This is a genomic window from Variovorax saccharolyticus, from assembly GCF_030316765.1.
In the GTDB taxonomy this organism is placed as follows: Bacteria; Pseudomonadota; Gammaproteobacteria; order Burkholderiales; family Burkholderiaceae_C; genus Variovorax; species Variovorax saccharolyticus.
Map to the genome: position 1 here is coordinate 602,510 of NZ_JASZYT010000002.1, position 25,095 is coordinate 627,604.

Below are 25,095 nucleotides of genomic sequence, written 5' to 3' on the forward strand. Positions count from 1 at the left end.
GGATCTCAGGCGTCGAAGTACCAGCGCACGGCATGGAAGAACACGGGCGCCGCGAAGCAGAGCGCATCGACCCGGTCGAGCAGCCCGTTGGCGCCGGTCACCCCGACGCCGCGCCGGCCCCAGTTGGGGATGCCGCGGTCGCGCTTGAGCGCCTTCATCACGAGGTGCCCCATCGAGCCCGCCACGCAGGCGATCAGCGACACCGCGAGCGCCTGGCCGAACTTGAACGGCGTGATGAAGGAGAGCAGCGCTCCGGCCACGCTCGCGATCGCCATGCCGAGCGCCCAGCTGGTCCAGTTGAAGCTGCGGCTGACCCGCGGCGCGAACGGCGGCTGCATGAACAGGCGATGCCGGATCGCCCCCAGCAGGCCGGGCAGCGGTTCGGGTTCCGGCGCGCCATCGGGCGGCATCGCCTTGCGCCGCGACACCAGGTGCTGCACCAGCATGCAGGTCTGGACCACGAACACCAGGAAGAACACCAGGAAGGCGCTCTTGCCCTCGTAGCCCGGGAAGGACAGCAGCAGCAGCGCAGGCACGTGGCTCATGCCGTAGACACAGACCATGATGCCCCACTGCAGCTTGGCATTGCGCTCGAGGAAGTGGCTGGGATCGTCGGCCAGCGCGCTGACCACCGGGATCGCGAGGAAGACGTAGACCGGGATGAACACCGTGAACAGGTCGAAGTGCGCGGTCGCGACCAGCCAGAACTGGATCGGCAGCACCACGAAGAAGGCCAGGATCAGGCTTCTGTGGTCGCCGCGCCGGGTCGGCGACAGGGTGATGAACTCACGCAGCGCCAGGAAGGAGATCAGCGCGAACAGCAGTGTCGCGACCTTTTCGCCAAGCGCCCAGCCGACCCAGAACACGATGGCCATGAACCAGGTGGTGCGCAGCAGCGTGCGGAAATGCTGCAGCTCGCGCTGCCAGATCTCGTCGTGAACCGGATTGCGGCGCTCCCTGAAGCTCAGCATGAAGGCCACGGTGCTGACGATGAACAGCAGTCCGAAGACGATCACGAACAGGGCCGCGACCTGGTGCGTCGGCGAGAGATTGCGCAGGTAGTGATTCATCTAGACGTTCCGCAGCGCCACTACGGCCTCGCGCGCCCGGTCGAGGAAGGGCCGCCGCTCTTCGCCTTCCTCGAGCCGGATCGGTGCGCCGAAGGTGACCGAGCACAGGATCGGCACCGGCACCACCTCGCCCTTGGGCATCACGCGCTGCACGTTGTCGATCCAGGCCGGCACCAGCACCACCTCGGGGAACATCTGGGCCAGCGTGAAGAGTCCCGACTTGAATTTCTGCGGCTCGCCCGTGTGGCCGCGCGTGCCTTCGGGAAAGATGATGATCGAGTCGCCGCTCTGCAACGCCTCGATCAAGGGCTGCAAGGGCGCGAGGGCCTCCGCGCTGCCCGGGGGCGCGAGCGGCGAGGGCTCGGCGGCGGGCGGCGGCAGCGGGATCTCGATCTGCGCGCCGGCCGGCTCCGGCTCGGCGGCTGCAAGCGTCTGCGGCGCATCGTCGAAGGACGGATCGATCCGCTCGACGGCCGGCGGCTCGGGCGGCGCGGGCGGCACCACCGGCGCGCCGCCGCCGCGCTCGACATAGATCGCGTGGAACACCTCGGTCGTGATCCAGCGCTTGAACGGCGTGTTGGCCCAATAGTCGCGCGCCGCGATCGGCCGCGTGATGCTGCGCAGCTCTTCGGGCAGGGCGGCCCAGATCATCACGAGGTCGAGGTGGCTCTGGTGATTCGCGAAGTAGATGCGCTGCTCGGCCTTGGGCGGACAGCCCCACCAGCGCGCCTGCGCGCCGGTGAGCAGCCGGATCAAGGCCAGCAATCCCCACCCCGTGAACTTTGCAAGCATGGCGGCGATGATACGGGGCGCTCAGGGCAGTTCGGCCGCCGGCATGCGCGCCGCGATCGTGCCCGACCGGCTGGCCAGATAGGCCGAGCCTTGCCGGCGCTCGAAGAACTTCGGGCTCGGCAGCATCACGGCGAGCCGCGCCGCCTCGTTCGCGCCGAGCCGCGAGGCCGGCTTCCTGAAGTAGTGCTGGGCGGCGGCTTCGGCGCCGAAGATGCCTTCGCCCCATTCGACGTTGTTGAGGTAGATCTCGAGAATCCGCTCCTTGCTCAGGAACAGCTCGAGCGCGGTGGCGAGCACCAGTTCCTGGCCCTTGCGGAGCATCGTGCGCTCGCCCGACAGCAGCAGGTTCTTGGCCAGCTGCTGGGTGATGGTCGAGCCGCCGCGCAGCTGGGCCGGGCGCGGTTCCTTGCCGCGCGCACGCCGCTGCGCGGCCCGCTTCGCGGCCAGCTCCTCGGCCTTGGCGTTGCGCTGGCGGGCCCGCTCGATGGCTTCCCACTCCACCCCCTGGTGGTAGCTGAACTCGCTGTCCTCGCTGGCGATCACGGCGCGCTTGAGCGTGTCGGCGATCTGGCTGTAGGGCACCCACTGCTGGCGCCAGTCGCGCTCGCCGTTGCTGCGGCCCTGGGTCGCGAGCTGCCAGGCCTCGGAGCGCTGGAATGCGGTCGACTGCGGGTCGATCACCGCCATGGCGGCGATCCGCAGGATGAAGAAGAGCTGCAGCGCGAAGGCCGCGATCAGCACGCAGCCGAACAGGCGCAGGACGGCCCTCACCGCGCCTCGACGAGGGCGCGCAGCTCGGCCAGCACCGGCGCGGTCGGCGGGCGCACGCCGCGCCAGATCTCGAAGGCCTCGGCGGCCTGCTCGACCAGCATGCCGAGGCCGTCGCGCGGCACCGCGCCATGCTCGCGCGCCCACGCCATGAAGCCGGCGGCGGCAGGCCCGTACATCATGTCGACCGCCAGCGCCTCGGGCTTCAGGACGCTGGCCGGCACCGGCACCGCGCCGCCCGCGAGGCTGGAGGCCGTGGCATTGACCAGCACGTCGAAGTTGCCGGGCACGGCATCGAGCGGCTGTGCTTCGAGGGACACGTGGTGCTGCAGCGCCAGCGCCGCGTGCCGCTGCACCAGCGCGATCGCCTTGCCCAGCGTGCGGTTGGCCACCACCACGCGGCGCGGACCGGCTTCGAGCAGCGGGCCGAGCACGCCGGCCGCGCCGCCGCCGGCGCCCAGCAGCAGCAGCTCGCGGTCTTTCAGCGCCACGCCGGCGTGCTGCGTGATGTCGTTGACCAGCCCGATGCCGTCGCTGTTGTCGCCGTGCACGCCGTCCTCGCGGAAGCTCAGCACGTTGACCGCCTGGGCCAGTGCGGCGCGCGGCGTCAGGTGGCGGGACAGCGCAGCCGCCTCGAACTTGAACGGCACCGTGACGTTGCAGCCGCGCGCCGTGCCCGCGGCCTCGGCCTGGAAGGCGGCGACCGTGCCGGCGAAGTCGTCGAGCGGTGCCAGCCGGCGGCCGTACTCGAGCTGCTGGCCGGTCAGTTCGGCGAATCGCGCGTGGATCCACGGCGAACGGCTGTGTTCGACCGGGTGGCCCATCACGCAGTACAGGTCGGTCATCGTCGAATGCTCATTGTCTGGACGAAAGCTGGGTCTCCAGCGTCTCGTCGCGGGTGAACTTGAAGCGCGAGGGCAGCACGATCTGGTCGGTCTGGCGGCGCATCGCGTCGGTGAACTTGCCGAAGCCGCCAATGCTGCGCACGATGGCCTGCGCACGCCGGTCGAGCGTGCGGTCGCCGGAACTCTCGACGATGTCGGTCGACAGGATCGAGCCGTCGTGGTTGACGGTCACCATCATGGTCAGCTCGCCGTACAGCTTCTTGCCGGCGGCCTCGGGGAAGTTCTCGGTGCCGCGGACCTCGATCTTGCGGCGCAGCGCGTCGACGTAGGCCGCGTAGGCCGCCTCGCGCGTGGCCGGGCTGATGTAGCGCTTCTTGGGGCGCGCGTTTTCCTCGTTCACGCGGCGCTCGATCTCGGCCAGCAGTTCGACCAGCTGGCGCCGTTTCTCTTCGCGCGCCGCGGCTTCGCTCGGGTTGCCCTGCGCCCGCGGGTCGGGCACCGGCATGTTGGCGAGCTGCTGCTTGATCTGCGCCAGCAGCAGCATCTGCTGCTGCTGCATCGCCTCGACCTGGCGCTGGGCGTCCTCCATCGAGTCGCCGATGGCCGTGAAGGTGGAGGGCGGCAGCGGGCTGGTGGCGCGCCCCTTGTCGAGGTCGCCGCCGCCGGCCAGCGAGGTCTGGGCGATCGCGCGGGCCTTGTCCGGCCGCTCGTTGGTCTTGGCGTTGACCAGGATCACCTCGAGCGGGGTCTCCTTGAAGACCCGGTTGAAGGACTCCGGGTCGACGAAGCGGACCGCCAGCAATGCGGCATGCGCGACGATCGACACGCCGAGCGCGATCTGCAGCGTGCTGAGGTCGCGCAGGTTCATGCCGGTGTGTTCTCCGCAGCGGCCTCGCTGTCGGCCAGGTCGACGGCGATGGCGATCGGGCCGGCGACTTCTTCCTCGTCCTCGCCGCTCTCGTCCTCGGCCTGCGCGTCGGCCGAGGCCGTGTCGAGCCGCTCGATGACGGTGCCGTGGACATCGAGCGCGATCTCGTCGATCTCGCCGAGCCGCACGCGCACCCGCGCACCGCGCTGCAGGCCTTGGGTGCCGGCCACCTCGAACACCAGCGGCAGGGTGTCGGCACGCACCAGCGCGCCATTCGGCAGGTCCTTGATCAGGGTCGCCTCGAGCTCGGTGATGCCCTGCTGCTGCAGGTACTTGAGGGTCCAGAAGCGTTCCATGCCGCCCTGGTGCCCGTTGTAGGTGCTGTAGGCGGCATCGAAGCCCGAGAGGATCGAGAACAGGTCGGCGTCCTTGGGCTTGAACGGCGCCGCCAGCGCGGCGGTCTTGCCGTGGCGCGCGGCCGCGATGATCTGCCACTGGTTCACGAGGTCGGTGTAGCGGCGCAGCGGCGAGGTGCTCCAGGCATAGCTCTTGACGCCCAGGCCGGCGTGCGGCAAGGCCCGCGTGCCCATCCGTACCTTGATGCCGGGCGCCAGGCTGGCCTGGCTGCGATAGAGGCCCGGCACGCCGAGCTCGCCGAGCCAGCCGCCCCAGCTGCTGTTGGCCAGGATCATGGCTTCGGAGACGATCAGGTCGAGCGGCGCGCCGCGCCGGCGGGTGCCGATCTGCACTTCCTCGTTGCCGGTCGGCTCGCCGTCGTGGCCGACGAGGCGGAAGGTGTAGTCGGGCCGGCTGAAGTTCTCGGGCTTGCCGCGCACCACCTCGCGCTGCGCCTTGAGCTGCTTCGCGAGGCGGAACAGGAAGGACAGCGGCGCGCGCAGCGGTGCCAGCATCGCGGGCGTGTCCGCCGCGCCGAAGGAAGCGTCTTCGAGCCATTCCTGGCCGATCACCGCGTCGAGCTGGTCATGGCGCAGGTTGGCGACGATCGGCACCCGCTCGAGCCGGGTCTCGGTGCCTTTCAGCGCCAGCGTTTCTTCGTCGAAGGTGGCGTAGAGCGAGACCGCGGGGCAGTCGCGCCCTTCTTGCAGCGTGTAGGCCTCGACCACGTGGTCGGGCAGCATCGTGATCTTGTGGCCCGGCATGTAGACCGTCGACATGCGCGTGCGCGCCACCTGGTCGATCGCGCTGCCCGGCACCAGGGCCAGCCCGGGCGCCGCGATGTGGATGCCCACCACCACGGTGCCGCTGCCGAGCCCCTGGACCGACAGCGCGTCGTCGATCTCGGTGGTCTGCGAATCGTCGATCGAGAAGGCCTGCACCGCGGCCAGCGGCAGCTCGTCGGCGATCGCCGGGGCCTGCAGCGCCGGGAAGCCGGTGCCTTTCGGGAAGTTCTCGAACAGGAAGCGGCGCCAGTGGAACTGGTAGGCCGAGTCGATGGCGCCGGCCCGCTTCAGCAGCTCGAGCGGCGGGCGCTGGGTGGCGCGGGCGGCGTCGACGACCGCCTTGTACTCGGGCGCGTTCTTGTCGGGCTTGAACAGGATCTTGAACAGCTGCTCGCGCACCGGCGCCGGGCATTCGCCCGCGGCCAGCTGGCCGGCCCATTCGGTGATCTGGGCCTGCACCAGCTTCTTCTTCTCGATCGCGGCCAGTGCCTGCTGGATGATCTCGGCCGGCGCCTTCTTGAAGCGGCCCTTGCCGGCGCGGCGGAAGTAGTGCGGCGCCTCGAACAGCGCCAGCAGCGCCGCCGCCTGCTGCGCCAGCGTCGGACGGGCCTGGAAATACTCGGCGGCCAGCTCGTCGAAGGCGAATTCGCCCTCGGGCGCGAATTCCCAGGCCAGGTCGAGATCGACCGTGGCCGCCAGCGCGCGCCCTTCGGCGATCAGCTCGGCCGGCGACGGTTTCTCGAAGCGCAGCACGATGTTGGCGCCCTTGACCTTGACCCGCTTGCCGGTCTCGAGCTCCACCTGCGCCGAGGACTCGGCCTCGGACAGGACGCGGCCGCCCAGGTATTTGCCGGCTTCTTCGAACAATACAAACATGGCGCGGATTGTCCCATGCGCGGCCCGGGCGGTCGCTCAGACCGGATCGATGAAGCGCAGGACCTCGTCGAGGTGCTGGCTCTCGAAATCCGACAGGGCATGGTCGCCGCCCTCGAGGATCTTCAGCCGGCTGCCCGGGTAGCGGTCCGACATGTCGCGCCAGTCGAGCGCCTCGTCGCCCTTGGCGATGATCGCGAAGACCTGCTCGGGCCGGTCCAGCGGCCCGGCCTCGAGCGCCCGCAGCTCGGCGATGTACTCGGGCCGGAAATGGAAATGCTCGGTCGGGTCGTGCCAGAGGGTCTGGTCGCCGATGTGGCGCATCAGGTCGCGTGCCGGGTCCACCGCCGGGTTCAGCAGCACCGCCCGGCAATAGGTGGTGGCTGTCACGTAGGTGGCATAGAAGCCGCCGAGCGAGGAGCCGACCACCGCCATCGAGCTGCGCGGCCAGTCGGCGATGCCCCGCATCACGAGCGCGACCGCCTCCCGCGGGGAGGGCGGCAGCTGCGGGCACCACCAGCGCAGGTTCGGGTGCTGGCTGGCCACGCGCCGCGCCATCTGGCTGGCCTTGGTCGACCGGGGCGAGGAGCGGAAGCCGTGGAGGTAGAGCAGGTGGGTGGTGGGCGGCATGCCGCGATTATCGGGAAGCCGGCCCGAAATTGGCCCTGGAGCCCATCCGGAGGGCTTCGGGCGCGGATAATTGCGGCCCATGTCGGCCGTCTTCCATCAACCTTCGCTCGCACGGCGCCTGTTGCCCGTGTTCCAGGGCTTCGACGGCTTTCTCGCCTTCGCCGTGCTGCTGCTGGCCTGTGCCGGCATGCTCACCATGTATTCGTCCGGCTTCGACCATGGCACGCGTTTCGTCGACCACGGCCGCAACATGCTGCTGGCCGGCTTCATCATGTTCGTCGTGGCGCAGGTGCCGCCGCAGCGCCTGATGACGCTGGCGGTGCCGATCTACACCGTCGGCGTGGGCCTGCTGGTGGCGGTCGCGCTGTTCGGCATCACCAAGAAGGGCGCCCAGCGCTGGATCAACGTCGGCGTCGTGATCCAGCCCAGCGAGATCCTCAAGATCGCGATGCCGCTGATGCTGTCCTGGTGGTTCCAGCGCCGCGAAGGGCAATTGAGGCCGCTCGATTTCATCGTCGCGACGGTGCTGCTGGCGGTGCCGGTCGGCCTGATCATGAAGCAGCCCGACCTCGGCACCTCGCTGCTGGTGCTGGCCACCGGGCTGTCGGTGATCTTCTTCGCCGGCCTGTCCTGGAAGCTGATCGTGCCGCCGGTGGTGATCGGCATCGTTGCGGTCGCGCTGATCGTCGGCTTCGAATCCACGCTGTGCGCCAACGGATTCGACTGGAAGGTGCTGCACGAGTACCAGAAGCAGCGCGTCTGCACGCTGCTCGACCCGACCAAGGACCCGCTCGGCAAGGGCTTCCACATCATCCAGGGCATGATCGCGATCGGCTCCGGCGGGATCGGCGGCAAGGGCTTCATGCAGGGCACCCAGACGCACCTGGAGTTCATCCCCGAGCGCACCACCGACTTCATCTTCGCCGCCTACTCGGAAGAATTCGGCCTGGCCGGCAACCTGGCGCTGATCGCGGGCTTCATCTTCCTGATCTTCCGCGGCCTGGCGATCGCGCTCGATGCGCCGACGCTGTTCTCGCGGCTGCTGGCGGGCGCGGTCACCATGATCTTCTTCACCTACGCCTTCGTGAACATGGGCATGGTGAGCGGCATCCTGCCGGTGGTGGGCGTGCCGCTGCCCTTCATCAGCTACGGCGGCACCGCGATGGTCACCCTGGGGCTGGGGCTGGGTATCCTGATGTCCATTTCGCGCGCCAAGCGATTGATGCAAAGCTAACCCCCAGGTTGGCTCACTGCGTGTAGCCGCCCACCCCCTTTCAGGGGGCGCAGTCAGCGGCCCGGCGAAGCCGGTTCCGCGACTGCCCACCAACGGGCGGGCGCTGCGCGCCGCCGTAGAACAACACGGCGCCGGATTGCTATTGGCCGGCGCAGCCAGGTCCGTTGGTGAAACACCGCGGAACCGGCTTTGCCGGGCCGCTGGTGTTGCCCCCGGTAGGGGGTGGGCGCCCGGAAACGAAGTGCCGGGCAACCTGAGGGCGAGCCTAGAATGTTCCGATGATTTCTCGCGAACCCACCATCGAGCGCCTCGCCACGGCGCAGAACCTCCTGCTCACCCCCTTCGGCCTCGACGAATCGCACCTGTCGCGTGCGCTCGCCGAGATCAAGGCGCACCAGGTGGACGACGCCGATCTCTACTTCCAGTACACCCGCAGCGAAGGCTGGAGCCTCGAAGAGGGCATCGTCAAGACCGGCAGCTTCAGCATCGACCAGGGCGTCGGGGTGCGGGCGGTGAGCGGCGAGAAAACCGCCTTCGCCTACTCGGACGACATCTCCGAGGCCTCGCTGCTCGATGCCGCGCGCACCGTGCGCAGCATCTCGTCGGCCGGCAAGACCGCCCGGGTCAAGGCCCCGGCGCGCAAGATCGCCGGCAGCCGCTCGCTCTACAACGGCATCGACCCGATCTCGACCCTGGACAGCACGGCCAAGGTCAAGCTGCTCGAGAAAGTCGAGCAGCTGGCGCGCTCGCGCGACCCGCGCGTGGCCCAGGTCATGGCCGGCCTGGCAAGCGAATACGACGTGGTGCTGGTGGCGCGCGCCGACGGCACCCTGGCGGCCGACGTGCGGCCGCTGGTGCGCCTGTCGGTCACCGTGATCGCCGAGCAGAACGGCCGCCGCGAAGTCGGCTCGGGCGGCGGCGGCGGGCGTTTCGGCCTCGCCTACTTCGACGACGAGCACATCGCCGAATACGTCGACCAGGCGGTCAAGTCGGCCCTCACCAATCTCGATTCGCGCCCGGCACCGGCCGGAGAGATGACCGTCGTGCTCGGCCCGGGCTGGCCCGGCATCCTGCTGCACGAGGCCATCGGCCACGGGCTCGAAGGCGACTTCAACCGCAAGGGATCGAGCGCCTTCTCGGGCCGCATCGGCGAGCGCGTGGCGGCCAAGGGCGTGACCGTGCTCGACGACGGCACCATCGCCGACCGCCGCGGCTCGCTCAATGTCGACGACGAAGGCAACGCGACCCAGCGCAACGTGCTGATCGAGGACGGCATCCTCAAGGCCTACATCCAGGATTCGCTCAACGCCCGGCTCATGAAGGCCAAGCCCACCGGCAACGGCCGCCGCGAGAGCTATGCGCACGCGCCGATGCCGCGCATGACCAACACCTACATGCTCGGCGGCGGCCGCGAGCCCGGGGAAATCGTCGCCAGCATCAAGAAGGGCCTCTACGCCACCAATTTCGGCGGCGGCCAGGTCGACATCACGAGCGGCAAGTTCGTGTTCTCGGCCAGCGAGGCCTACTGGGTCGAGAACGGCAAGATCCAGTACCCGGTCAAGGGCGCGACCATCGTCGGCAACGGCCCCGACGCACTCACGCGCGTGACCATGATCGGCAACGACATGGCGCTCGATTCGGGGGTCGGCACCTGCGGCAAGGAAGGGCAGAGCGTGCCGGTGGGCGTCGGGCAGCCCACGCTTCGCATCGACGGGCTGACTGTGGGCGGTACAGCCTGAGACCTTGCGGGACAGATCAAGAAATTGCGCAGCAATTTTTGCTCTGTCCTCAACTGACTAAATCCCCTCCCCGATTCAAAAATGCAGCCGTGATCGCCGCACCTGTGCTAGAGTTGTCGCCCATGTCTTTCTCCCGCGCTTATTACTTTGCCTTCTTTTGGTTCCCGGTTCCCGGCGGACGAGAGGCGCGCGCGTAAAGCAAGCAGACAACAGAACCCTCCCAAAACCGCCGGTGCCCAAAGCCCCGGCGGTTTTTTTATTGCCTCACGAAACCTGACCCTCCAAGGAAGCATACATGAGCACGAAAGCCGCCCCGCCCAGCGACACCTGGTACGCGAACGTCGAGAAAACCAGCCGGACCGACGACGAACGCATCAAGGACATCACTGTGTTGCCTCCCCCCGAACATCTGATCCGCTTCTTCCCGATCGCCGGGACGCCGGTGGAATCGCTGATCACCGGCACCCGCCATGCGATCCACAAGATCATGGCCGGCAAGGACGACCGGCTGCTGGTGATCATGGGTCCCTGCTCGATCCACGACCCGGCCGCTGCGCTCGACTACGCGCGCCGCCTGAAGGCCGAGCGCGACAAGTACGCGGGCACGCTGGAGATCGTGATGCGCGTCTACTTCGAGAAGCCGCGCACCACGGTCGGCTGGAAGGGGCTCATCAACGACCCCTACCTCGACGAGAGCTTCCGCATCGACGAGGGCCTGCGCATCGCGCGCCAGCTGCTGATCGACATCAACCGCCTGGGCCTGCCGGCCGGCAGCGAGTTCCTCGACGTGATCTCGCCGCAGTACATCGGCGACCTGATCTCCTGGGGCGCGATCGGTGCCCGCACCACCGAGAGCCAGGTGCACCGCGAGCTGGCCTCGGGCCTGTCGGCGCCGATCGGCTTCAAGAACGGCACCGACGGCAACATCCGCATCGCCACCGACGCGATCCAGGCGGCGGCCCGCGGCCATCACTTCCTGTCGGTGCACAAGAACGGCCAGGTCGCGATCGTCCAGACCAACGGCAACCGCGACTGCCACGTGATCCTGCGCGGCGGCAAGGCGCCCAACTACGACGCCACCAGCGTCGCCGCGGCCTGCAAGGACCTCGAGGCCGCCAAGCTGCCGCCCAAGCTGATGGTCGACTGCAGCCACGCCAACAGCAGCAAGCAGCACCAGAAGCAGATCGACGTGGCGCGCGACATCGCCGACCAGATCGCGGGCGGCAGCCACAGCGTGTTCGGCCTGATGGTCGAGAGCCACCTGAAGGCCGGGGCGCAGAAGTTCACGGCCGGCAAGGATCCGATCACGGCGCTCGAGTATGGCCAGAGCATCACCGATGCCTGCCTGGGCTGGGAGGATTCGACCCAGGTGCTGGAGATCCTCTCGCAGGCGGTCAAGAAGCGCCGCAAGTGAAGGCCGGCCCGGCGCCGGCCTGGATCAGATCAGCTTCGCGAGCTCGGGCCAGTGGTGGCGCATCAGCGCCGCCTCGTCGCCTTCGGGCTGCATGAAGGCGAAGTCGTCGAAGTCGAAGCCCGGTCCGACGGTGCAGCTCACCAGCGTGTAGTCGGGGCCCGCCGGGGTGATGATCGGCCGCGCCGCCTGCCACTGGCCGGCCGGCACCGTGTGCTGCGGTCGGGTGCCATGGACATCGACCGGGCCGAGGCGCAGGTGGGCTGGTGGCGTGCGCAGCGCCGCATCGCTGGTCCAGAGCGCCAGCGGGGCGCCTTCCAGATGGATCCAGACCTCGTCGGACTGCACCCGGTGCCAGCGCGAATGCTGGTCGGCCTCGAGCAGGAAGTAGATGGTCGTGAGCGCATTGCGCGCGGCGCGCCCGTCGGCGGGTGTGACCTGCGCCGGCGAGCGGAAGATCTCGCGGAACCAGCCGCCCTCGGGGTGAGGCTGGAGCTGCAGGGTCTCAATGAGTTGTCGTGCGCGCATGGAATTCCTCCCTAGGCTTCGCGCAGTGCCGAAAGCAGCTTCTCGTGGATGCCGCCGAAGCCGCCGTTGCTCATGCAGACGATGTGGTCCCCGGCGCGCGCCGATGCCGCCACCTGCGCCACGAGGACGTCGATCGCCCCGGCCACGCGGGCCCGGTCGCCCATCGGCGCCAGCGCGGCAGCGGCGTCCCAGTCGAGTCCGCCGCTGTGGCAGAACGACAGGTCGGCCGCTTCGAGGCTCCAGGGCAGCTGGGCCGCCATGGTGCCCAGCTTCATGGTGTTGCTGCGGGGTTCGAAGACCGCGAGGATGCGGTCCTGCCGGTGGCCGGCGGCGTCCAGCTTCTGGCGCAGGCCGTCGAGCGTGGTGCGGATCGCCGTCGGATGATGGGCGAAATCGTCGTAGACCGTGATCGTCCCCGGAGTGCGCTGCACGCTGCCGCGCAGTTCCATCCGCCGGCGCACGTTGCGAAAGCTGGCCAGCGCGGCGGCGGCCTCTGCCGGCGCGACGCCGACGTGCTCGGCGGCGACGATCGCCGCCAGCCCGTTCATCTGGTTGTGCAGGCCCGAAAGCCCCCACTCGACCCGGCCGACGCGCTCGCCGCGGCGCAGCACGTCGAAGGCATCGTGCGGCCCCGCGGCCTGCCATTCGCCGCCGGCCCCGAAGCGCGCGAGCTCGCTCCAGCAGCCCTGGGCCAGCACGCGCTGCAGGCTCTCCTCGGTGGCGTTGACGACCACCCGCCCCTGGCCGGGAACCGTGCGCACCAAGTGATGGAACTGCCGCTCGATCGCCGCCAGGTCGTCGAAGATGTCGGCGTGGTCGAACTCGAGGTTGTTCAGGATCGCGGTGCGCGGGCGGTAGTGGACGAACTTGCTGCGCTTGTCGAAGAAAGCGGTGTCGTATTCGTCCGCCTCGATGACGAACGGAGCGGCCGTATCCGCACCCAGCCGGGCCGAGACGCCGAAATCGAGCGGCACGCCGCCGACCAGGAAGCCCGGCGCCCGGCCGGCGCGCTCGAGGATCCAGGCCAGCATCGAGGTGGTGGTGGTCTTGCCGTGGGTGCCGGCGACCGCCATGACGTGGCGGCCCTGGAGCACCTGCTCGGCCAGCCACTGCGGGCCGCTGGTGTAGGGCACGCCGGCGTCGAGGATGGCTTCCATCAGCGGGAACTTGGGGCTGCCGTCCGCCAGCCGGGCCCGGGACACCACGTTGCCGACCACGAAGACGTCAGGCTTCAGGGCCAGCTGGTCGGCGCCGAAGCCCTCGATCAGATCGATGCCGAGCGAGCGCAGCTGGTCGCTCATGGGCGGATAGACGCCGGCATCGCAGCCGGTCACCCGGTGCCCGGCTTCGCGCGCAAGTGCCGCCACACCCCCCATGAAGGTGCCGCAGATGCCGAGAATGTGAATGTGCATCGGTCGATTCTAGGGACGCGCAAGGGCCTTCCGCCTGTGCAAGCCGCGCAGTGCGGGCAAAATGCCCGGATGGACACGTCGAAGCAGGAAATCGCCGCCGCCGCGGCCCGCCTCGTGGTCGAGGAGGGGCTGGAATACGGGCCCGCCAAGCGCCGCGCACTGCGCGACCTCGGCTTGCCCACGCGCACCGCGCTGCCGAACAACGACGAAGTCGAAACCGAGGTCCGCGACTACATCCAGCTCTTCTGCGCCGACACCCAGCCGCAGGAACTGCACGCCCTGCGCCTGCTGGCCCTCGAGTGGATGGAGCGCATGGCGCAGTTTCGCCCGCATGTGGGCGGCGCCGTCTGGCACGGCACCGCGACGCGGCTGTCGGACATCTATATCCAGCTGTTCTGCGACGACTCGAAATCGGCTGAGATCGCGCTGATCGATCATCACGTCGACTACGAGCCGCGCATGGTCACCGGCTTCCACGGCGAACAGGTCGAGGCGCTCAGCGTCCACGCCAGCAGCCGCACCCTGGGCGAAGAGATCGGCGTGCACTTGCTGGTCTACGACCTGGACGACCTGCGCGGCGCGCTCAAGCCCGACTCGCAGGGGCGGGCGCCGCGGGGCAACCTGGCGGCGCTCCGGCGGCTGATGGAAAAAGAAAAGGACTCCTGAGAATGACTTCAAGCCCGACGCGCCGAGGCTGGCTGTACGGGAGCGTGGCCGCGGTCGCCGCCGCCGCCGGGATCGGCGGCGCATGGTGGAAGCAGCAGCGCCCGGGCGGGGGCGGCAGCGCCGAAAAGCTGGATTCCGCCTTCTGGGCGCTGCGTTTCGAGCGCCCCGAGGGCGGCGAGGTGACCTTCGAGAGCCTGCGCGGGAAGCCTCTGCTGATCAACTTCTGGGCGACCTGGTGTCCGCCCTGCGTCGAAGAAATGCCCATGATCGACGCTTTCTTTCGTGAAAACAGTGGCAACGGTTGGCAAGTCGTCGGCTTGGCGATCGATCAGCCGAGCGCCGTCCGCAAATTCCTGGCCCGCACGCCGGTCAGCTACCCGATCGGGCTGGCCGGCTTGCAGGGCACCGAGCTGGTCAAGCAGATGGGCAACACGGCGGGCGGATTGCCCTTCACCCTGGTGGTCGATTCGGGCGGATCGGTGGCGGCGCGTAAAATGGGCAAGCTCGATGCCGCCGACCTCCAAACATGGCGACGGGCATAGTTCACGGCTAGAATCCAGCCCCTATCAATCCGGTAGTTGGCGCTCAAACGCCGAAATAACCGGATCTTCAGGCGAGTTAAATTCAAATGACCGGCAAAGCCGGCGCTGGAGTCCCATGGATCTACGCAAGCTCAAGACACTGATCGACCTGGTGTCCGAATCCAACATTTCCGAACTGGAAATCACCGAAACCGAAGGCAAGGTCCGTATCGTCAAGGGCGGTGTCGCGGCACCGGTCCAGTACGTCCAGACCCTCGCCGCGCCGCCCGCCGGCGGCCCGCAGGCGGCGGCCGCTCCGGCGGCTGCAGCCGCGGCGCCCGCTGCGGCGCCGGTCGAATCCGCTCCGGTCGGCCACGCGATCAAGTCGCCGATGGTCGGTACCTTCTACCGTTCGTCGAGCCCGGGCGCTCCGGCCTTCGTCGAAATCGGCAGCCAGGTCAAGGAAGGCGACACGGTCTGCATCATCGAGGCCATGAAGATCCTGAACGAGATCGAGGCCGACAAGTCGGGCACCGTGACCCAGATCCTCGGCGAGAACGGCCAGGCGGTCGAGTACGGCCAGCCGCTGTTCATCATCGAGTGAGCATGTTCAAGAAGATCCTGGTCGCCAACCGCGGCGAGATTGCTTTGCGGATCCAGCGCGCCTGCAGCGAACTGGGCATCAAGGCGGTGATGGTGTATTCCGAAGCCGACCGCGACGCCAAGTACGTCAAGCTGGCCGAGGAAGCGGTGTGCATCGGCCCCGCGCCGTCCTCGCAGAGCTACCTGAACATGCCGGCCATCATCTCGGCGGCCGAAGTGACCGACTCGGAGGCGATCCATCCGGGTTACGGCTTCCTGAGCGAGAACGCCAACTTCGCCGAAAGAGTCGAGCAGAGCGGCTTCCAGTTCATCGGCCCGACGCCCGAGTCGATCCGCATCATGGGCGACAAGGTGTCGGCCAAGCAGGCGATGATCAAGGCCGGCGTGCCCTGCGTGCCGGGCTCCGAAGGCGAGCTGTCCGACGACGCGACCACCAACAAGCGCATCGCCCGGGCGATCGGCTACCCGGTGATCATCAAGGCCGCGGGCGGCGGCGGCGGTCGCGGCATGCGCGTGGTCCACACCGAGGCGGCACTGGTCAACGCGATCCAGATGACCAAGGCGGAAGCCGGCGCGGCCTTCAACAATCCGGCCGTCTACATGGAGAAGTTTCTCCAGAACCCGCGCCACATCGAGATCCAGATCCTCGCCGACAAGCACAAGAACGCTGTCTACCTGGGCGAGCGCGACTGCTCCATGCAGAGGCGCCACCAGAAGGTGATCGAGGAATCGCCGGCACCGGGCATCCCGCGCAAGCTGATCGAGAAGATCGGCGAGCGCTGCGCGGCGGCCTGCAAGAAGATCGGCTACCGCGGCGCCGGCACTTTCGAGTTCCTCTACGAGAACGGCGAGTTCTACTTCATCGAGATGAACACCCGCGTGCAGGTGGAGCATCCGGTGACCGAGTTCACCACCGGCATCGACATCGTGAAGACGCAGATCATGGTGGCGGCGGGAGAGAAGCTGCCCTTCACCCAGCGCCAGATCGAAGTGCGCGGCCACGCGATCGAGTGCCGCATCAACGCCGAGGATCCGTACAAGTTCACGCCCTCGCCGGGGCGCATCACGATGTGGCACCCGCCGGGCGGGCCGGGCGTTCGCGTGGATTCCCACGTGTACACCAACTACTTCGTGCCTCCGAACTACGACTCGATGATCGGCAAGATCATCGTCTACGGCGACACGCGCGAGCAGGCGATGGCGCGCATGCGCACGGCGCTCAACGAGACCGTGATCGAAGGCATCCAGACCAACATGGCGCTGCACCGCGAGCTGATGGTGGACGCCAAGTTCATGAGCGGCGGCACCAACATCCACTATCTGGAAGAGTGGCTCGCTGCGCATAAGCGTTGACCTCCCCCAGGTTGGCTCACTTCGTGTAGCCGCCCACCCCCTCGCCGGGGGCAACACCAGCGGCCCGGCAAAGCCGGTTCCGCGGTGTTTCACGAAGGGGCTTCGCTTCGCTGGCCAGGTAGAGCCGGGATCGTGCCTCGGTGGATGACTGAGAGGATTTGCCATGTTCGAACTTCGCCTGCTGGCGCCCGAGGATCTCGTCGAGACCGTCAGCGATGCGCTCGACGCGCTCGATGCGCTGAGCGTTTCCGTCGAGGACGCCGACGCCCAGACCGACGCCGAGCAGGCCCTGTTCGGCGAGCCCGGCATGCCGCCGCCCAAGGATGGCTGGCAGCGCTCCCGCGTGATCGCGCTGTTCGCGACCGAGGCCCTGGCGCGCGAAGCGGCGGCGCTGCTCGAGGCGCAGGACTTCTTCGTCGAGTGCCGCCTGCTGGGCCTGGCCGACGTGCCCGAGCAGGACTGGGTGCGGCTGACGCAGTCGCAGTTCGCGCCGGTGGAGATCACACCCGAATTCTGGATCGTGCCGACCTGGCACGAGCCGCCGGCTCAGGCCCGCCAGGTGATCCGGCTCGATCCCGGGCTGGCTTTCGGCACCGGCACGCATCCGACCACGCGCATGTGCCTGCGCTGGATCGCGACGCGCGGCGCTGCTGGCGGCAAGCGGGTGCTCGACTACGGATGCGGCTCCGGCATCCTGGCGATCGGCGCGGCGAAGTTCGGCGCTGCCGACATCGATGCGGTCGACATCGATCCGGCTGCGGTGGAGTCGACCGAGCTCAACGCCGAGGCCAATGGCGTTCAACTGAAGGCAGGGCTGCCGGACGCATCGGCAGGCCGCTACGGCATCGTGCTCGCGAACATCCTCGCGACGCCGCTCAAGGTGCTGGCGCCCCTGCTGTGCGCGCATGTCGCGCCGGGTGGCTCGCTGGTGCTCGCCGGGATCCTCGAGCGCCAGGCCGACGAGCTCAAGGCCGCCTATGCGCCGTACGCTGCGCTGGAAGTCAGCGACAGCGAGGACGGCTGGATCCTGATGACCGCCACGCTGTAGCGCGCAGTGGGCGTCGGCCCGGCAACCCTACAATCGGCGCCTCATGAGCCTGGCCACCCGCTGCCCCGCCTGCGACACCACTTTCAAGGTGGTGCGGGACCAGCTTCGCATCTCCGATGGCTGGGTGCGCTGCGGGCGTTGCAGCCAGGTGTTCGATGCCACCGTCGACCTGCATGAGTCGGCGGATGCCCAGCCCGCGGCACCGGTGCCGCCGTCCGGGCCCGCGCCGACCCTGGACGAGCAGCATTCCCAAGCCGAGCCCGAAGCCGAAGCTGAGCCTGAGCCTGAGCCTGAGCCCGAGCCCGAGCCCGAGCCCGAGCCTGGGCGTGAGCCTGATGCCGAAGCCGAAGCCGAAGCCGAAGCCGAAGCCGAAGCCGAAGCGGCCGACGATTCGAAACAGGACCTCGCCGAGACCGATTTCCTCGACGAGGAGTCGGGCCCGATGCCGCTGACCGAGGCGCCGGCTCTGCCGGCTGCCAGCGCGGTCTCCTGGCCCGATCCGGATTCGCTGCTGCTCGGTGACCACGGCCGAATCGCCGTGCGACCGCCGGCACCGCCGCCGCTCTCCTTCCCCGACATCGATCTCTCGCTGCCGCCCCGCCCCGCACTGGCTGCCAGCGAGGCGGCAGCGCCGGAGTTCGACGACTCCGGCCATGCGCAACTGCAAAAGGCGCTGCGCCGTGCGCGGGTCAAGGCCGCCAAGGTCGCGAAGGCCAAGGCCAGGGAGCAGCAGGGGGCCGCAGAGACTGGGGTCACGCCGGTGGTGCTGGCCGCGAGCGAGGCCGAGCAGCCCGGGGGGCCGATGCTTCCGGTCGAAGTGCCCCGGGCGCCGGCCTTCCTGGGCGGCGACGAAGCTGCCTCCTGGTGGCAGCGTCCCGCGGCCCGGCGCTCGCTGGCGGGCGCCGCGATCCTGGCGGCGCTCCTGCTGATCGCCCAGGTGCTGCACCATGAACGCGACCTGATCGCGGCGCGCCAGCCCGCACTGCGTCCGCTGCTGGCGAGCATGTGCCGGCTGACCGGTTGCGAGCTCTCGGCCCTGCGGCAGATCAACGACATCAAGATCGATGGCGCATCGTTCGCGCGCGACAAGAACGGCGATGGGTTCCAGCTCAGCTTCACGGTGCGCAATGTCGCCGCCGTGCCGCTCGCGATGCCGGCGGTCGAGCTGTCGCTGCTCGACACCCAGGAGCGCGCCGTGGTGCGACGCGTGCTCATGCCCCCCGACTTCGGCGCCCCGGCGGTGCTGGCGGCGCGCGCCGAGCGCTCGGCGTCGCTGTCGCTCAACCTCGGCGGCGCCGATGCGGCGTCCATGCCGCCGGTCGCCGGCTTCCGCATCGAGGCGCTCTATCCCTGAGCGCGCCGATCTTCCCGCTCCTTTTTCAGTTCAACCAACAGCTCTCCCATGGCAGCAGTAATTTGCGGTTCTCTCGCGTTCGACACCATCATGACTTTCGAGGGGCGGTTTGCGGACCAGATCCTGCCGGATCAGCTGCACATCCTCAACGTGTCTTTCCTGGTGCCGGGCCTGCGGCGCGACTTCGGCGGCTGTGCGGGCAACATCGCCTACAGCCTCAATGCCCTGGGCGGCACGGCGCTGCCGATGGCGACGGTCGGCAGCGACGGCGCCGACTACATCGAGCGCCTGCGCACGCTGGGCATCAGCACCGAATTCGTGCGCCAGGTCGGCGACACCTTCACGGCCCAGGCCATGATCATGAACGACCGTGACAACAACCAGATCACGGCCTTCCATCCGGGCGCGATGCAGCAGGCGCACATCACGAAGGTCGCCGCGCGCGACGACATCAAGCTCGGCATCGTGGCGCCCGACGGCCGCGATGCGATGCTGCAGCATGCCGAGCAGTTCAAGGCGGCCGGCATTCCCTTCGTCTTCGATCCGGGGCAGGGCCTGCCGATGTTCGACGGCAAGGACCTTTCGCATTTCGTCGAGCTGGCGAGCTGGGTGGTGGTCAACGACTACGAGGCCAAGATGCTGTCGCAGCGCACCGGCTGGAGCCTGGCGGAGATCTCGAAGCGGGTGGACGGCCTGGTCGTGACGCTGGCGGCGGAGGGCTGCGAGGTCTGGACGAACGGCGAGCGCGAACATGTTCCGGCGGTCACGCCCGTGGCGGTGGTCGAGCCGACCGGCTGCGGCGACGCCTGGCGCGGCGCCTTGCTGTTCGGCCTCGAGCAGGGCTGGCCGCTGGCGCGCTGCGCTGCGCTCGGCAACCACTTGGGTGCGCTCAAAGTCGCCCAGCGCGGCCCGCAGAACTACCAGGTCGATCGCAAGGCGCTGGGTATTTAGCCCACCCCCGAAGCGCCTTCGGCGTTCCCCCTCAAGGGGGCGATACCAGCGGCCTGGCAAAGCCAGTTCCGCGGTATCTCTGGCATGGGCGCGCGCAAGTCTGATGCGACGCTCCATGAAAAAAGCCCGGCACCTTTCGGTGCCGGGCTTGTGCCTTCAAGGCCGCTGAAAGACTCAGGGCTTGCTGGCCGTCGGGAACGGCCAGGCAGCCTGCGGGTTCAGCGTCGTTTGCGCAGCAGGAGCAGGCGCTACGGCAGCCTTGGCGGGAGCCTTCGCAGCCTTCTTGGCAGCGGGCTTCTTCGCGGCTTTCTTGGCAGCGGGCTTCTTCGCCGCAGCCTTTTTCGCCGGGGCCTTCTTGGCAGGCGCCTTTTTCGCTGCGGCCTTCTTCGCCGGGGCCTTCTTGGCTGCTGCCTTCTTGGCAGGAGCCTTCTTTGCCGGGGCCTTCTTGGCTACGACCTTCTTCGCAGGAGCCTTCTTGGCAGGCGCCTTCTTGGCGGCGACCTTCTTGGCCGCTACCTTCTTCGCCGGAGCCTTCTTGGCCGCGACCTTCTTTGCCGGCGCCTTCTTGGCTACGACCTTCTTGGCGGGAGCCTTCTTTGCCGGAGCCTTCTTTGCAGCGGCTTTCTTAGCCGGCGCTTTCTTTGCAGTTGCCATTTCTATTTCTCCTTGATCAAGTTGAAAAAATCAACCTTTTGAAGCACTCCACGCATGTTGGTCAGCGTGAAGCGATTCATGGCGTTGGAACGGATTCCAGCACCATGAACACCTGCGCCCTCAGCGACGCCGCACTCTCCGGTGCGGTGGTTCGTTGAAGGCTATTTCTGAATGCACTTTGTTCTTGTCGGAAAGTCTCAGTCCCAGGAGAGCGCACCGCCCGATTGATACTCGATCACGCGGGTTTCGAAGAAGTTGCGCTCCTTCTTCAGGTCAATCATTTCGCTCATCCAGGGGAAGGGGTTTTCTTCGTTCGGGAAGAGCGTTTCGAGGCCGATCTGCTGCGCGCGCCGGTTGGCGATGTAGCGCAGGTAGCCCTTGAACATGGATGCGTTCATGCCGAGCACGCCACGCGGCATGGTGTCTTCGGCGTACTTGTACTCGAGCTCGACGGCCTTCATGAAGAGGGCCTTGATCTCGGCCTTGAACTCGGCCGTCCAGAGCTGCGGGTTCTCGAGCTTGAGCTGGTTGATCAGGTCGATGCCGAAGTTGCAGTGCATCGACTCGTCGCGCAGGATGTACTGGTACTGCTCGGCGGCGCCGGTCATCTTGTTCTGGCGGCCCAGCGCGAGGATCTGCGTGAAGCCGACGTAGAAGAAGAGGCCTTCCATGAGGCAGGCGAAGACGATCAGCGACTTGAGCAGGGTCTGGTCGGTCTCGTGCGTGCCGGTCTTGAAGTTCGGGTCGCTGATGGCGTCGATGAACGGGATCAGGAACTGGTCCTTTTCGCGGATCGACGGCACTTCGTTGTAGGCGTTGAAGATCTCGCTCTCGTCCAGGCCCAGCGATTCGACGATGTACTGGTAGGCGTGCGTGTGGATCGCTTCCTCGAAGGCCTGGCGCAGCAGGAACTGGCGGCATTCGGGCGCCGTGATGTGGCGGTAGGTGCCCAGCACGATGTTGTTGGCGGCCAGCGAGTCGGCGGTCACGAAGAAGCCGAGGTTGCGCTTGACGATGCGGCGCTCGTCTTCGGTCAGGCCGTTCGGGTCTTTCCAGAGCGCGATGTCGCGCGTCATGTTCACTTCCTGCGGCATCCAGTGGTTGGCGCAGGTGGCGAGGTACTTTTCCCAGGCCCACTTGTACTTGAACGGCACCAGCTGGTTGACGTCGGTCTGGCCGTTGATGATGCGCTTGTCGGCGGCCTTGACGCGGTGCGCTGCGGGCGCGGTCTGCGCGGCAGCCGGCGCGGCGCGAACCGCTGCGCCGTCATCGAGCGTGCGCACTGCGTTCACGGCGGAAGAAGCTTGGGGAGCAATTTGCGAAGTCGGGAACTCCGACGAGCGGGCGACTGGCGCGCCGCTGTTCGATGGGTGCCGCAATCCTTGAGGCAGATCCTTTGGCAAGGAGGGCTTGACTTCTTCGTCCCAGGTCAACATAGAAAAATCCAATGCTCAAATTATGTGAGCAACGATGTGAGTTGCAAAGTGCTCCTCACATCGCGCTTCAATTATGTGGTCGTTATGTTGTTCGCATGCATCGCAATCTGTCGGTCGATGCCGCGAACCACGACATCTTCAGGCCGACATCACTGGCAGGCTTCGCAGGTCGGATCGTCGACGCCGCAGAACGCGATGTCGGTCGCGGGCATCGCGCTCAACTGCGCTTGCGCTGCGAGCGCCGCGGCTTCGAGTGCGCTCATGCCCGACGATGCATCGCCGCTGCCCGAGGACACCGCGTTCAAGCGGCCCGATTGCACGGTCGATTTCTCGGCGTGCGTGGCGCTCTGCGTGCGCAGGTAGTAGGTGGTCTTGAGACCGCGCAGCCATGCGAGCTTGTAGGTGTCGTCGAGCTTCTTGCCCGATGCGCCGGCCATGTAGATGTTGAGCGACTGCGCCTGGTCGATCCACTTCTGGCGCCGTGCAGCGGCTTCGACGAGCCAGGTGGTCTCGACTTCGAAGGCGGTGGCGTAGAGCGCCTTGACGTCCTGCGGCACGCGGTCGATCGGGCGCAGCGAGCCGTCGAAATGCTTCAGGTCCATCACCATCACGTCGTCCCACAGGCCCAGGCGCTTGAGGTCGCGCACCAGGTAGTGGTTGATGACCGTGAACTCGCCCGACAGGTTCGACTTGACCGACAGGTTGCCGAAGCAGGGTTCGATCGAGGCGTCGACGCCGATGATGTTCGAGATGGTGGCGGTCGGCGCGATGGCGACGCAGTTGGAGTTGCGCATGCCGTCGGTCTTGATCTTCTGGCGCAGCGCGTCCCAGTCGAGCGTCGACGAGCGGTCGACTTCGACGTAGCCGCCGCGGGCCTTCTCGAGCAGGTCGAGGGTGTCGGGCGGCAGCACGCCCTTGTCCCACAGCGAGCCCTTGTAGCTCGAGTACTTGCCGCGCTCGCGCGCCAGCTCGGTCGAGGCCCAGTAGGCGTGGTAGCAGATCGCTTCCATGGATTCGTCGGCGAACTGCACGGCGTCCTGCGAGGCGTAGGGGATGCGCAGCTCGTAGAGCGCGTCCTGGAAGCCCATCAGGCCGAGGCCGACCGGGCGGTGGCGCAGGTTGGAGTCGCGTGCCTTCTTGACCGCGTAGTAGTTGATGTCGATCACGTTGTCGAGCATCCGCATCGCGGTCGAGATGGTGCGCTGGAGCTTGGCCTGGTCGACCTTGCCGTCCTTCAGATGCTGCAGCAGGTTGACCGAGCCGAGGTTGCAGACCGCGGTTTCGGTGTCGCTGGTGTTGAGCGTGATCTCGGTGCAGAGGTTCGACGAATGGACCACGCCGGCGTGCTGCTGCGGCGAGCGCACGTTGCAGGCGTCCTTGAAGGTGATCCAGGGATGGCCGGTCTCGAACAGCATCGTGAGCATCTTGCGCCAGAGGTCCGACGCCTGCAGCGTGCGGCTCGGCGTGATCTCGCCGCGGGCGGCCTTTTCTTCGTAGGCGACGTAGGCGGTCTCGAAGTCGAGGCCGAACTTGTCGTGCAGGTCGGGCACGTTCGACGGCGAGAACAGGGTCCAGCTGCCCTTTTCCATGACGCGGCGCATGAACAGGTCGGGGATCCAGTTGGCCGTGTTCATGTCGTGCGTGCGGCGGCGGTCGTCGCCGGTGTTCTTGCGCAGCTCGAGGAATTCTTCGATGTCGAGGTGCCAGGTCTCCAGGTAGGTGCAGACCGCGCCCTTGCGCTTGCCGCCCTGGTTGACCGCGACGGCGGTGTCGTTGACCACCTTCAGGAAGGGCACGACGCCCTGCGATTCGCCGTTGGTGCCCTTGATGTGGCTGCCGAGGGCGCGCACGCGGGTCCAGTCGTTGCCCAGGCCGCCGGCGAACTTCGACAGCAGCGCGTTTTCCTTGATGGATTCGTAGATGCCGTCCAGGTCGTCGGGCACGGTGGTCAGGTAGCAGCTCGACAGCTGCGAGCGCAGGGTGCCGCTGTTGAACAGGGTCGGGGTGCTCGACATGAAGTCGAAGGACGACATCACTTCGTAGAACTCGATGGCCCGGGCTTCGCGGTCGATCTCGTTGAGCGACAGGCCCATCGCGACGCGCATGAAGAAGGCTTGCGGCAGCTCGATGCGCGACTTGCGCACGTGCAGGAAGTAGCGGTCGTACAGGGTCTGCAGGCCGAGGTAGTCGAACTGCAGGTCGCGCTCGGGCTTGAGCGCCGCGCCCAGGCGGGCCAGGTCGAACTGCAGCAGCTTCTCGTCGAGCAGCTCGTTGTCGACGCCCTTCTTGATGAAGTGCGGGAAGTAGTCGGCGTAGGCCTGGGCCCGTTCGGCCAGCGGAACTTCGCGGCCGATCACTTCCTTGAAGATCGTGTGCAGCAGCAGGCGGGCGGTGGCGAAGGTGTAGTCGGGGTCCTTCTCGATCAGCGTGCGGGCCGCCAGGATCGAGGCCTTGTAGACCTCGTCGAGCGGTACGCCGTCGTAGAGGTTGCGCATCGTCTCGGCCACGATCGGGTTGGCCGTGATGCTGTCGCCGAGGCCGACGCAGGCCGACTCGATCAGGTCCTTGAGGTCGTTGAGGTCGAGCGCGACGCGCTCGCCGCGGTCCAGCACGTGCAGCGTGGAGACCGCGATCGGGGCATCCTGCTCGCCTTGCTTGAGACGCTCCCGGCTGCGGCGCTCGCGGTAGAGCACGTAGGCGCGGGCGATCTCGTGGTGGCCGCCGCGCATCAGGCCGAGTTCGACCTGGTCCTGCACGTCCTCGATGTGGAAGGTGCCGCCGCCCGGACGCGAGCGGACCATCGCGCGGACCACGGCCTGGGTCAGGGCGTCGACCGTCTCGCGCACGCTGGCGGAGGCCGCGCCCTGGGTGCCGTGCACCGCGAGGAAGGCCTTCATCATCGCGATCGCGATCTTGTTGGGCTCGAAGGGAACGACCGAGCCGTTGCGGCGGATGATCTGGTAGTGGGCCAGTGCATTGCCGGCGGGCGAGCCGGCGACATCGCGCTGCTGCGGCGTCGAGGAAGCCGTGTGGGAGGCGCGGGAGGCGGAGGGGGTGTTCAGGGCTGTTTGCATGCGATCCTCGTTGGCAATTCTTGTTGGGGCGGCGGCGCCAGTGCGGCCATGGGTTTGGGCTTCGAGCGCCGGGCAGGGCACACT

At 67.7% G+C, this 25,095-nt stretch carries 22 protein-coding genes; 10 read left to right on the forward strand and 12 right to left on the reverse strand.

Annotated features, from left to right (window positions below; translation table 11 throughout):
• Positions 1-5: 5 nt before the first annotated feature.
• The 7 genes from QTI45_RS09025 to QTI45_RS09055 are packed head-to-tail and all read right to left on the reverse strand — an operon-like array spanning position 6 to position 7,027.
• Positions 6-1,070, reverse strand: a complete 1,065-nt coding sequence (locus QTI45_RS09025; RefSeq protein WP_286368875.1) for a phosphatidate cytidylyltransferase — start codon at positions 1,068-1,070, stop codon at positions 6-8.
• Positions 1,071-1,862, reverse strand: coding sequence for a lysophospholipid acyltransferase family protein (locus QTI45_RS09030; RefSeq protein WP_286654101.1), 792 nt, complete (start codon positions 1,860-1,862; stop codon positions 1,071-1,073).
• 21 nt (positions 1,863-1,883) lie between these two features.
• Positions 1,884-2,633: a monofunctional biosynthetic peptidoglycan transglycosylase gene (gene mtgA / locus QTI45_RS09035; RefSeq protein WP_286654102.1), complete on the reverse strand. Its 750-nt coding sequence runs from the start codon at positions 2,631-2,633 to the stop codon at positions 1,884-1,886.
• Positions 2,630-3,475 carry a shikimate dehydrogenase gene (gene aroE, locus QTI45_RS09040; RefSeq protein ID WP_286654103.1) on the reverse strand — a complete coding sequence of 282 codons (846 nt, stop codon included), beginning with the start codon at positions 3,473-3,475 and terminating at the stop codon, positions 2,630-2,632. The genes mtgA and aroE overlap by 4 nt, the downstream gene beginning before the upstream one ends.
• 10 nt (positions 3,476-3,485) lie before the next feature.
• On the reverse strand, positions 3,486-4,343 hold the full coding sequence (locus tag QTI45_RS09045) for an energy transducer TonB (RefSeq protein WP_286368879.1): 858 nt from the start codon (positions 4,341-4,343) through the stop codon (positions 3,486-3,488).
• The gene (locus tag QTI45_RS09050) at positions 4,340-6,400 is read right to left on the reverse strand and encodes a ribonuclease catalytic domain-containing protein (protein WP_286654104.1); all 2,061 of its coding nucleotides are present in this window, start codon (positions 6,398-6,400) and stop codon (positions 4,340-4,342) included. Before QTI45_RS09050 ends, QTI45_RS09045 begins: the two co-directional genes overlap by 4 nt.
• 36 nt (positions 6,401-6,436) lie before the next feature.
• Complete coding sequence (locus tag QTI45_RS09055; protein ID WP_286654105.1) at positions 6,437-7,027, reverse strand: YqiA/YcfP family alpha/beta fold hydrolase; 591 nt, start codon at positions 7,025-7,027, stop codon at positions 6,437-6,439.
• Positions 7,028-7,106: 79 nt separating this feature from the next.
• Here QTI45_RS09055 and rodA point away from each other — a divergent pair, with 79 nt between their 5' ends.
• From rodA to QTI45_RS09070, 3 genes are all read left to right on the forward strand, one after another.
• Positions 7,107-8,261 carry a rod shape-determining protein RodA gene (rodA, locus tag QTI45_RS09060; RefSeq protein ID WP_286654106.1) on the forward strand — a complete coding sequence of 385 codons (1,155 nt, stop codon included), beginning with the start codon at positions 7,107-7,109 and terminating at the stop codon, positions 8,259-8,261.
• Between the two features lie 278 nt (positions 8,262-8,539).
• A complete protein-coding gene (gene tldD / locus QTI45_RS09065) occupies positions 8,540-10,000 on the forward strand; it encodes a metalloprotease TldD (RefSeq protein WP_286654107.1) in 1,461 nt (486 codons plus the stop codon).
• A gap of 295 nt (positions 10,001-10,295) precedes the next feature.
• Complete coding sequence (locus tag QTI45_RS09070; protein WP_286654108.1) at positions 10,296-11,414, forward strand: 3-deoxy-7-phosphoheptulonate synthase; 1,119 nt, start codon at positions 10,296-10,298, stop codon at positions 11,412-11,414.
• 24 nt (positions 11,415-11,438) lie between these two features.
• Here the strand turns inward: QTI45_RS09070 and QTI45_RS09075 are convergent, their stop codons facing one another.
• Both QTI45_RS09075 and mpl read right to left on the reverse strand, forming a co-directional pair.
• Positions 11,439-11,939, reverse strand: coding sequence for a cupin domain-containing protein (locus QTI45_RS09075; protein WP_286654109.1), 501 nt, complete (start codon positions 11,937-11,939; stop codon positions 11,439-11,441).
• Between the two features lie 11 nt (positions 11,940-11,950).
• Positions 11,951-13,351, reverse strand: coding sequence for a UDP-N-acetylmuramate:L-alanyl-gamma-D-glutamyl-meso-diaminopimelate ligase (gene mpl / locus QTI45_RS09080; RefSeq protein WP_286654110.1), 1,401 nt, complete (start codon positions 13,349-13,351; stop codon positions 11,951-11,953).
• A gap of 69 nt (positions 13,352-13,420) precedes the next feature.
• Here mpl and QTI45_RS09085 point away from each other — a divergent pair, with 69 nt between their 5' ends.
• From QTI45_RS09085 to QTI45_RS09115, 7 genes are all read left to right on the forward strand, one after another.
• On the forward strand, positions 13,421-14,017 hold the full coding sequence (locus QTI45_RS09085; protein WP_286654111.1) for a hypothetical protein: 597 nt from the start codon (positions 13,421-13,423) through the stop codon (positions 14,015-14,017).
• A gap of 2 nt (positions 14,018-14,019) precedes the next feature.
• On the forward strand, positions 14,020-14,559 hold the full coding sequence (locus tag QTI45_RS09090) for a TlpA family protein disulfide reductase (RefSeq protein WP_286654112.1): 540 nt from the start codon (positions 14,020-14,022) through the stop codon (positions 14,557-14,559).
• Positions 14,560-14,674: 115 nt separating this feature from the next.
• Positions 14,675-15,142 (forward strand): acetyl-CoA carboxylase biotin carboxyl carrier protein, encoded by a 468-nt coding sequence (gene accB, locus QTI45_RS09095; RefSeq protein ID WP_286368889.1) that lies wholly within the window; start codon positions 14,675-14,677, stop codon positions 15,140-15,142.
• A 2-nt stretch (positions 15,143-15,144) separates the two neighbouring features.
• Entirely contained in the window at positions 15,145-16,494 is a 1,350-nt protein-coding gene (gene accC, locus QTI45_RS09100) for an acetyl-CoA carboxylase biotin carboxylase subunit (RefSeq protein ID WP_286368890.1), read from the forward strand.
• Between the two features lie 163 nt (positions 16,495-16,657).
• The gene (prmA, locus tag QTI45_RS09105) at positions 16,658-17,542 is read left to right on the forward strand and encodes a 50S ribosomal protein L11 methyltransferase (RefSeq protein ID WP_286654113.1); all 885 of its coding nucleotides are present in this window, start codon (positions 16,658-16,660) and stop codon (positions 17,540-17,542) included.
• A gap of 43 nt (positions 17,543-17,585) precedes the next feature.
• Positions 17,586-18,896, forward strand: a complete 1,311-nt coding sequence (locus QTI45_RS09110) for a zinc-ribbon and DUF3426 domain-containing protein (RefSeq protein WP_286654114.1) — start codon at positions 17,586-17,588, stop codon at positions 18,894-18,896.
• A 48-nt stretch (positions 18,897-18,944) separates the two neighbouring features.
• Entirely contained in the window at positions 18,945-19,847 is a 903-nt protein-coding gene (locus tag QTI45_RS09115; RefSeq protein ID WP_286654115.1) for a carbohydrate kinase family protein, read from the forward strand.
• Between the two features lie 174 nt (positions 19,848-20,021).
• Here QTI45_RS09115 and QTI45_RS09120 read toward each other — a convergent pair whose 3' ends face one another.
• The 3 genes from QTI45_RS09120 to QTI45_RS09130 form a co-directional block, all read right to left on the reverse strand.
• Complete coding sequence (locus QTI45_RS09120; protein ID WP_286368894.1) at positions 20,022-20,501, reverse strand: histone H1-like DNA-binding protein; 480 nt, start codon at positions 20,499-20,501, stop codon at positions 20,022-20,024.
• 197 nt (positions 20,502-20,698) lie between these two features.
• Complete coding sequence (locus QTI45_RS09125; RefSeq protein WP_286654116.1) at positions 20,699-21,937, reverse strand: ribonucleotide-diphosphate reductase subunit beta; 1,239 nt, start codon at positions 21,935-21,937, stop codon at positions 20,699-20,701.
• 149 nt (positions 21,938-22,086) lie between these two features.
• Positions 22,087-25,011, reverse strand: coding sequence for a ribonucleoside-diphosphate reductase subunit alpha (locus tag QTI45_RS09130; protein WP_286654117.1), 2,925 nt, complete (start codon positions 25,009-25,011; stop codon positions 22,087-22,089).
• Between the last annotated feature and the right edge of the window lie 84 nt (positions 25,012-25,095).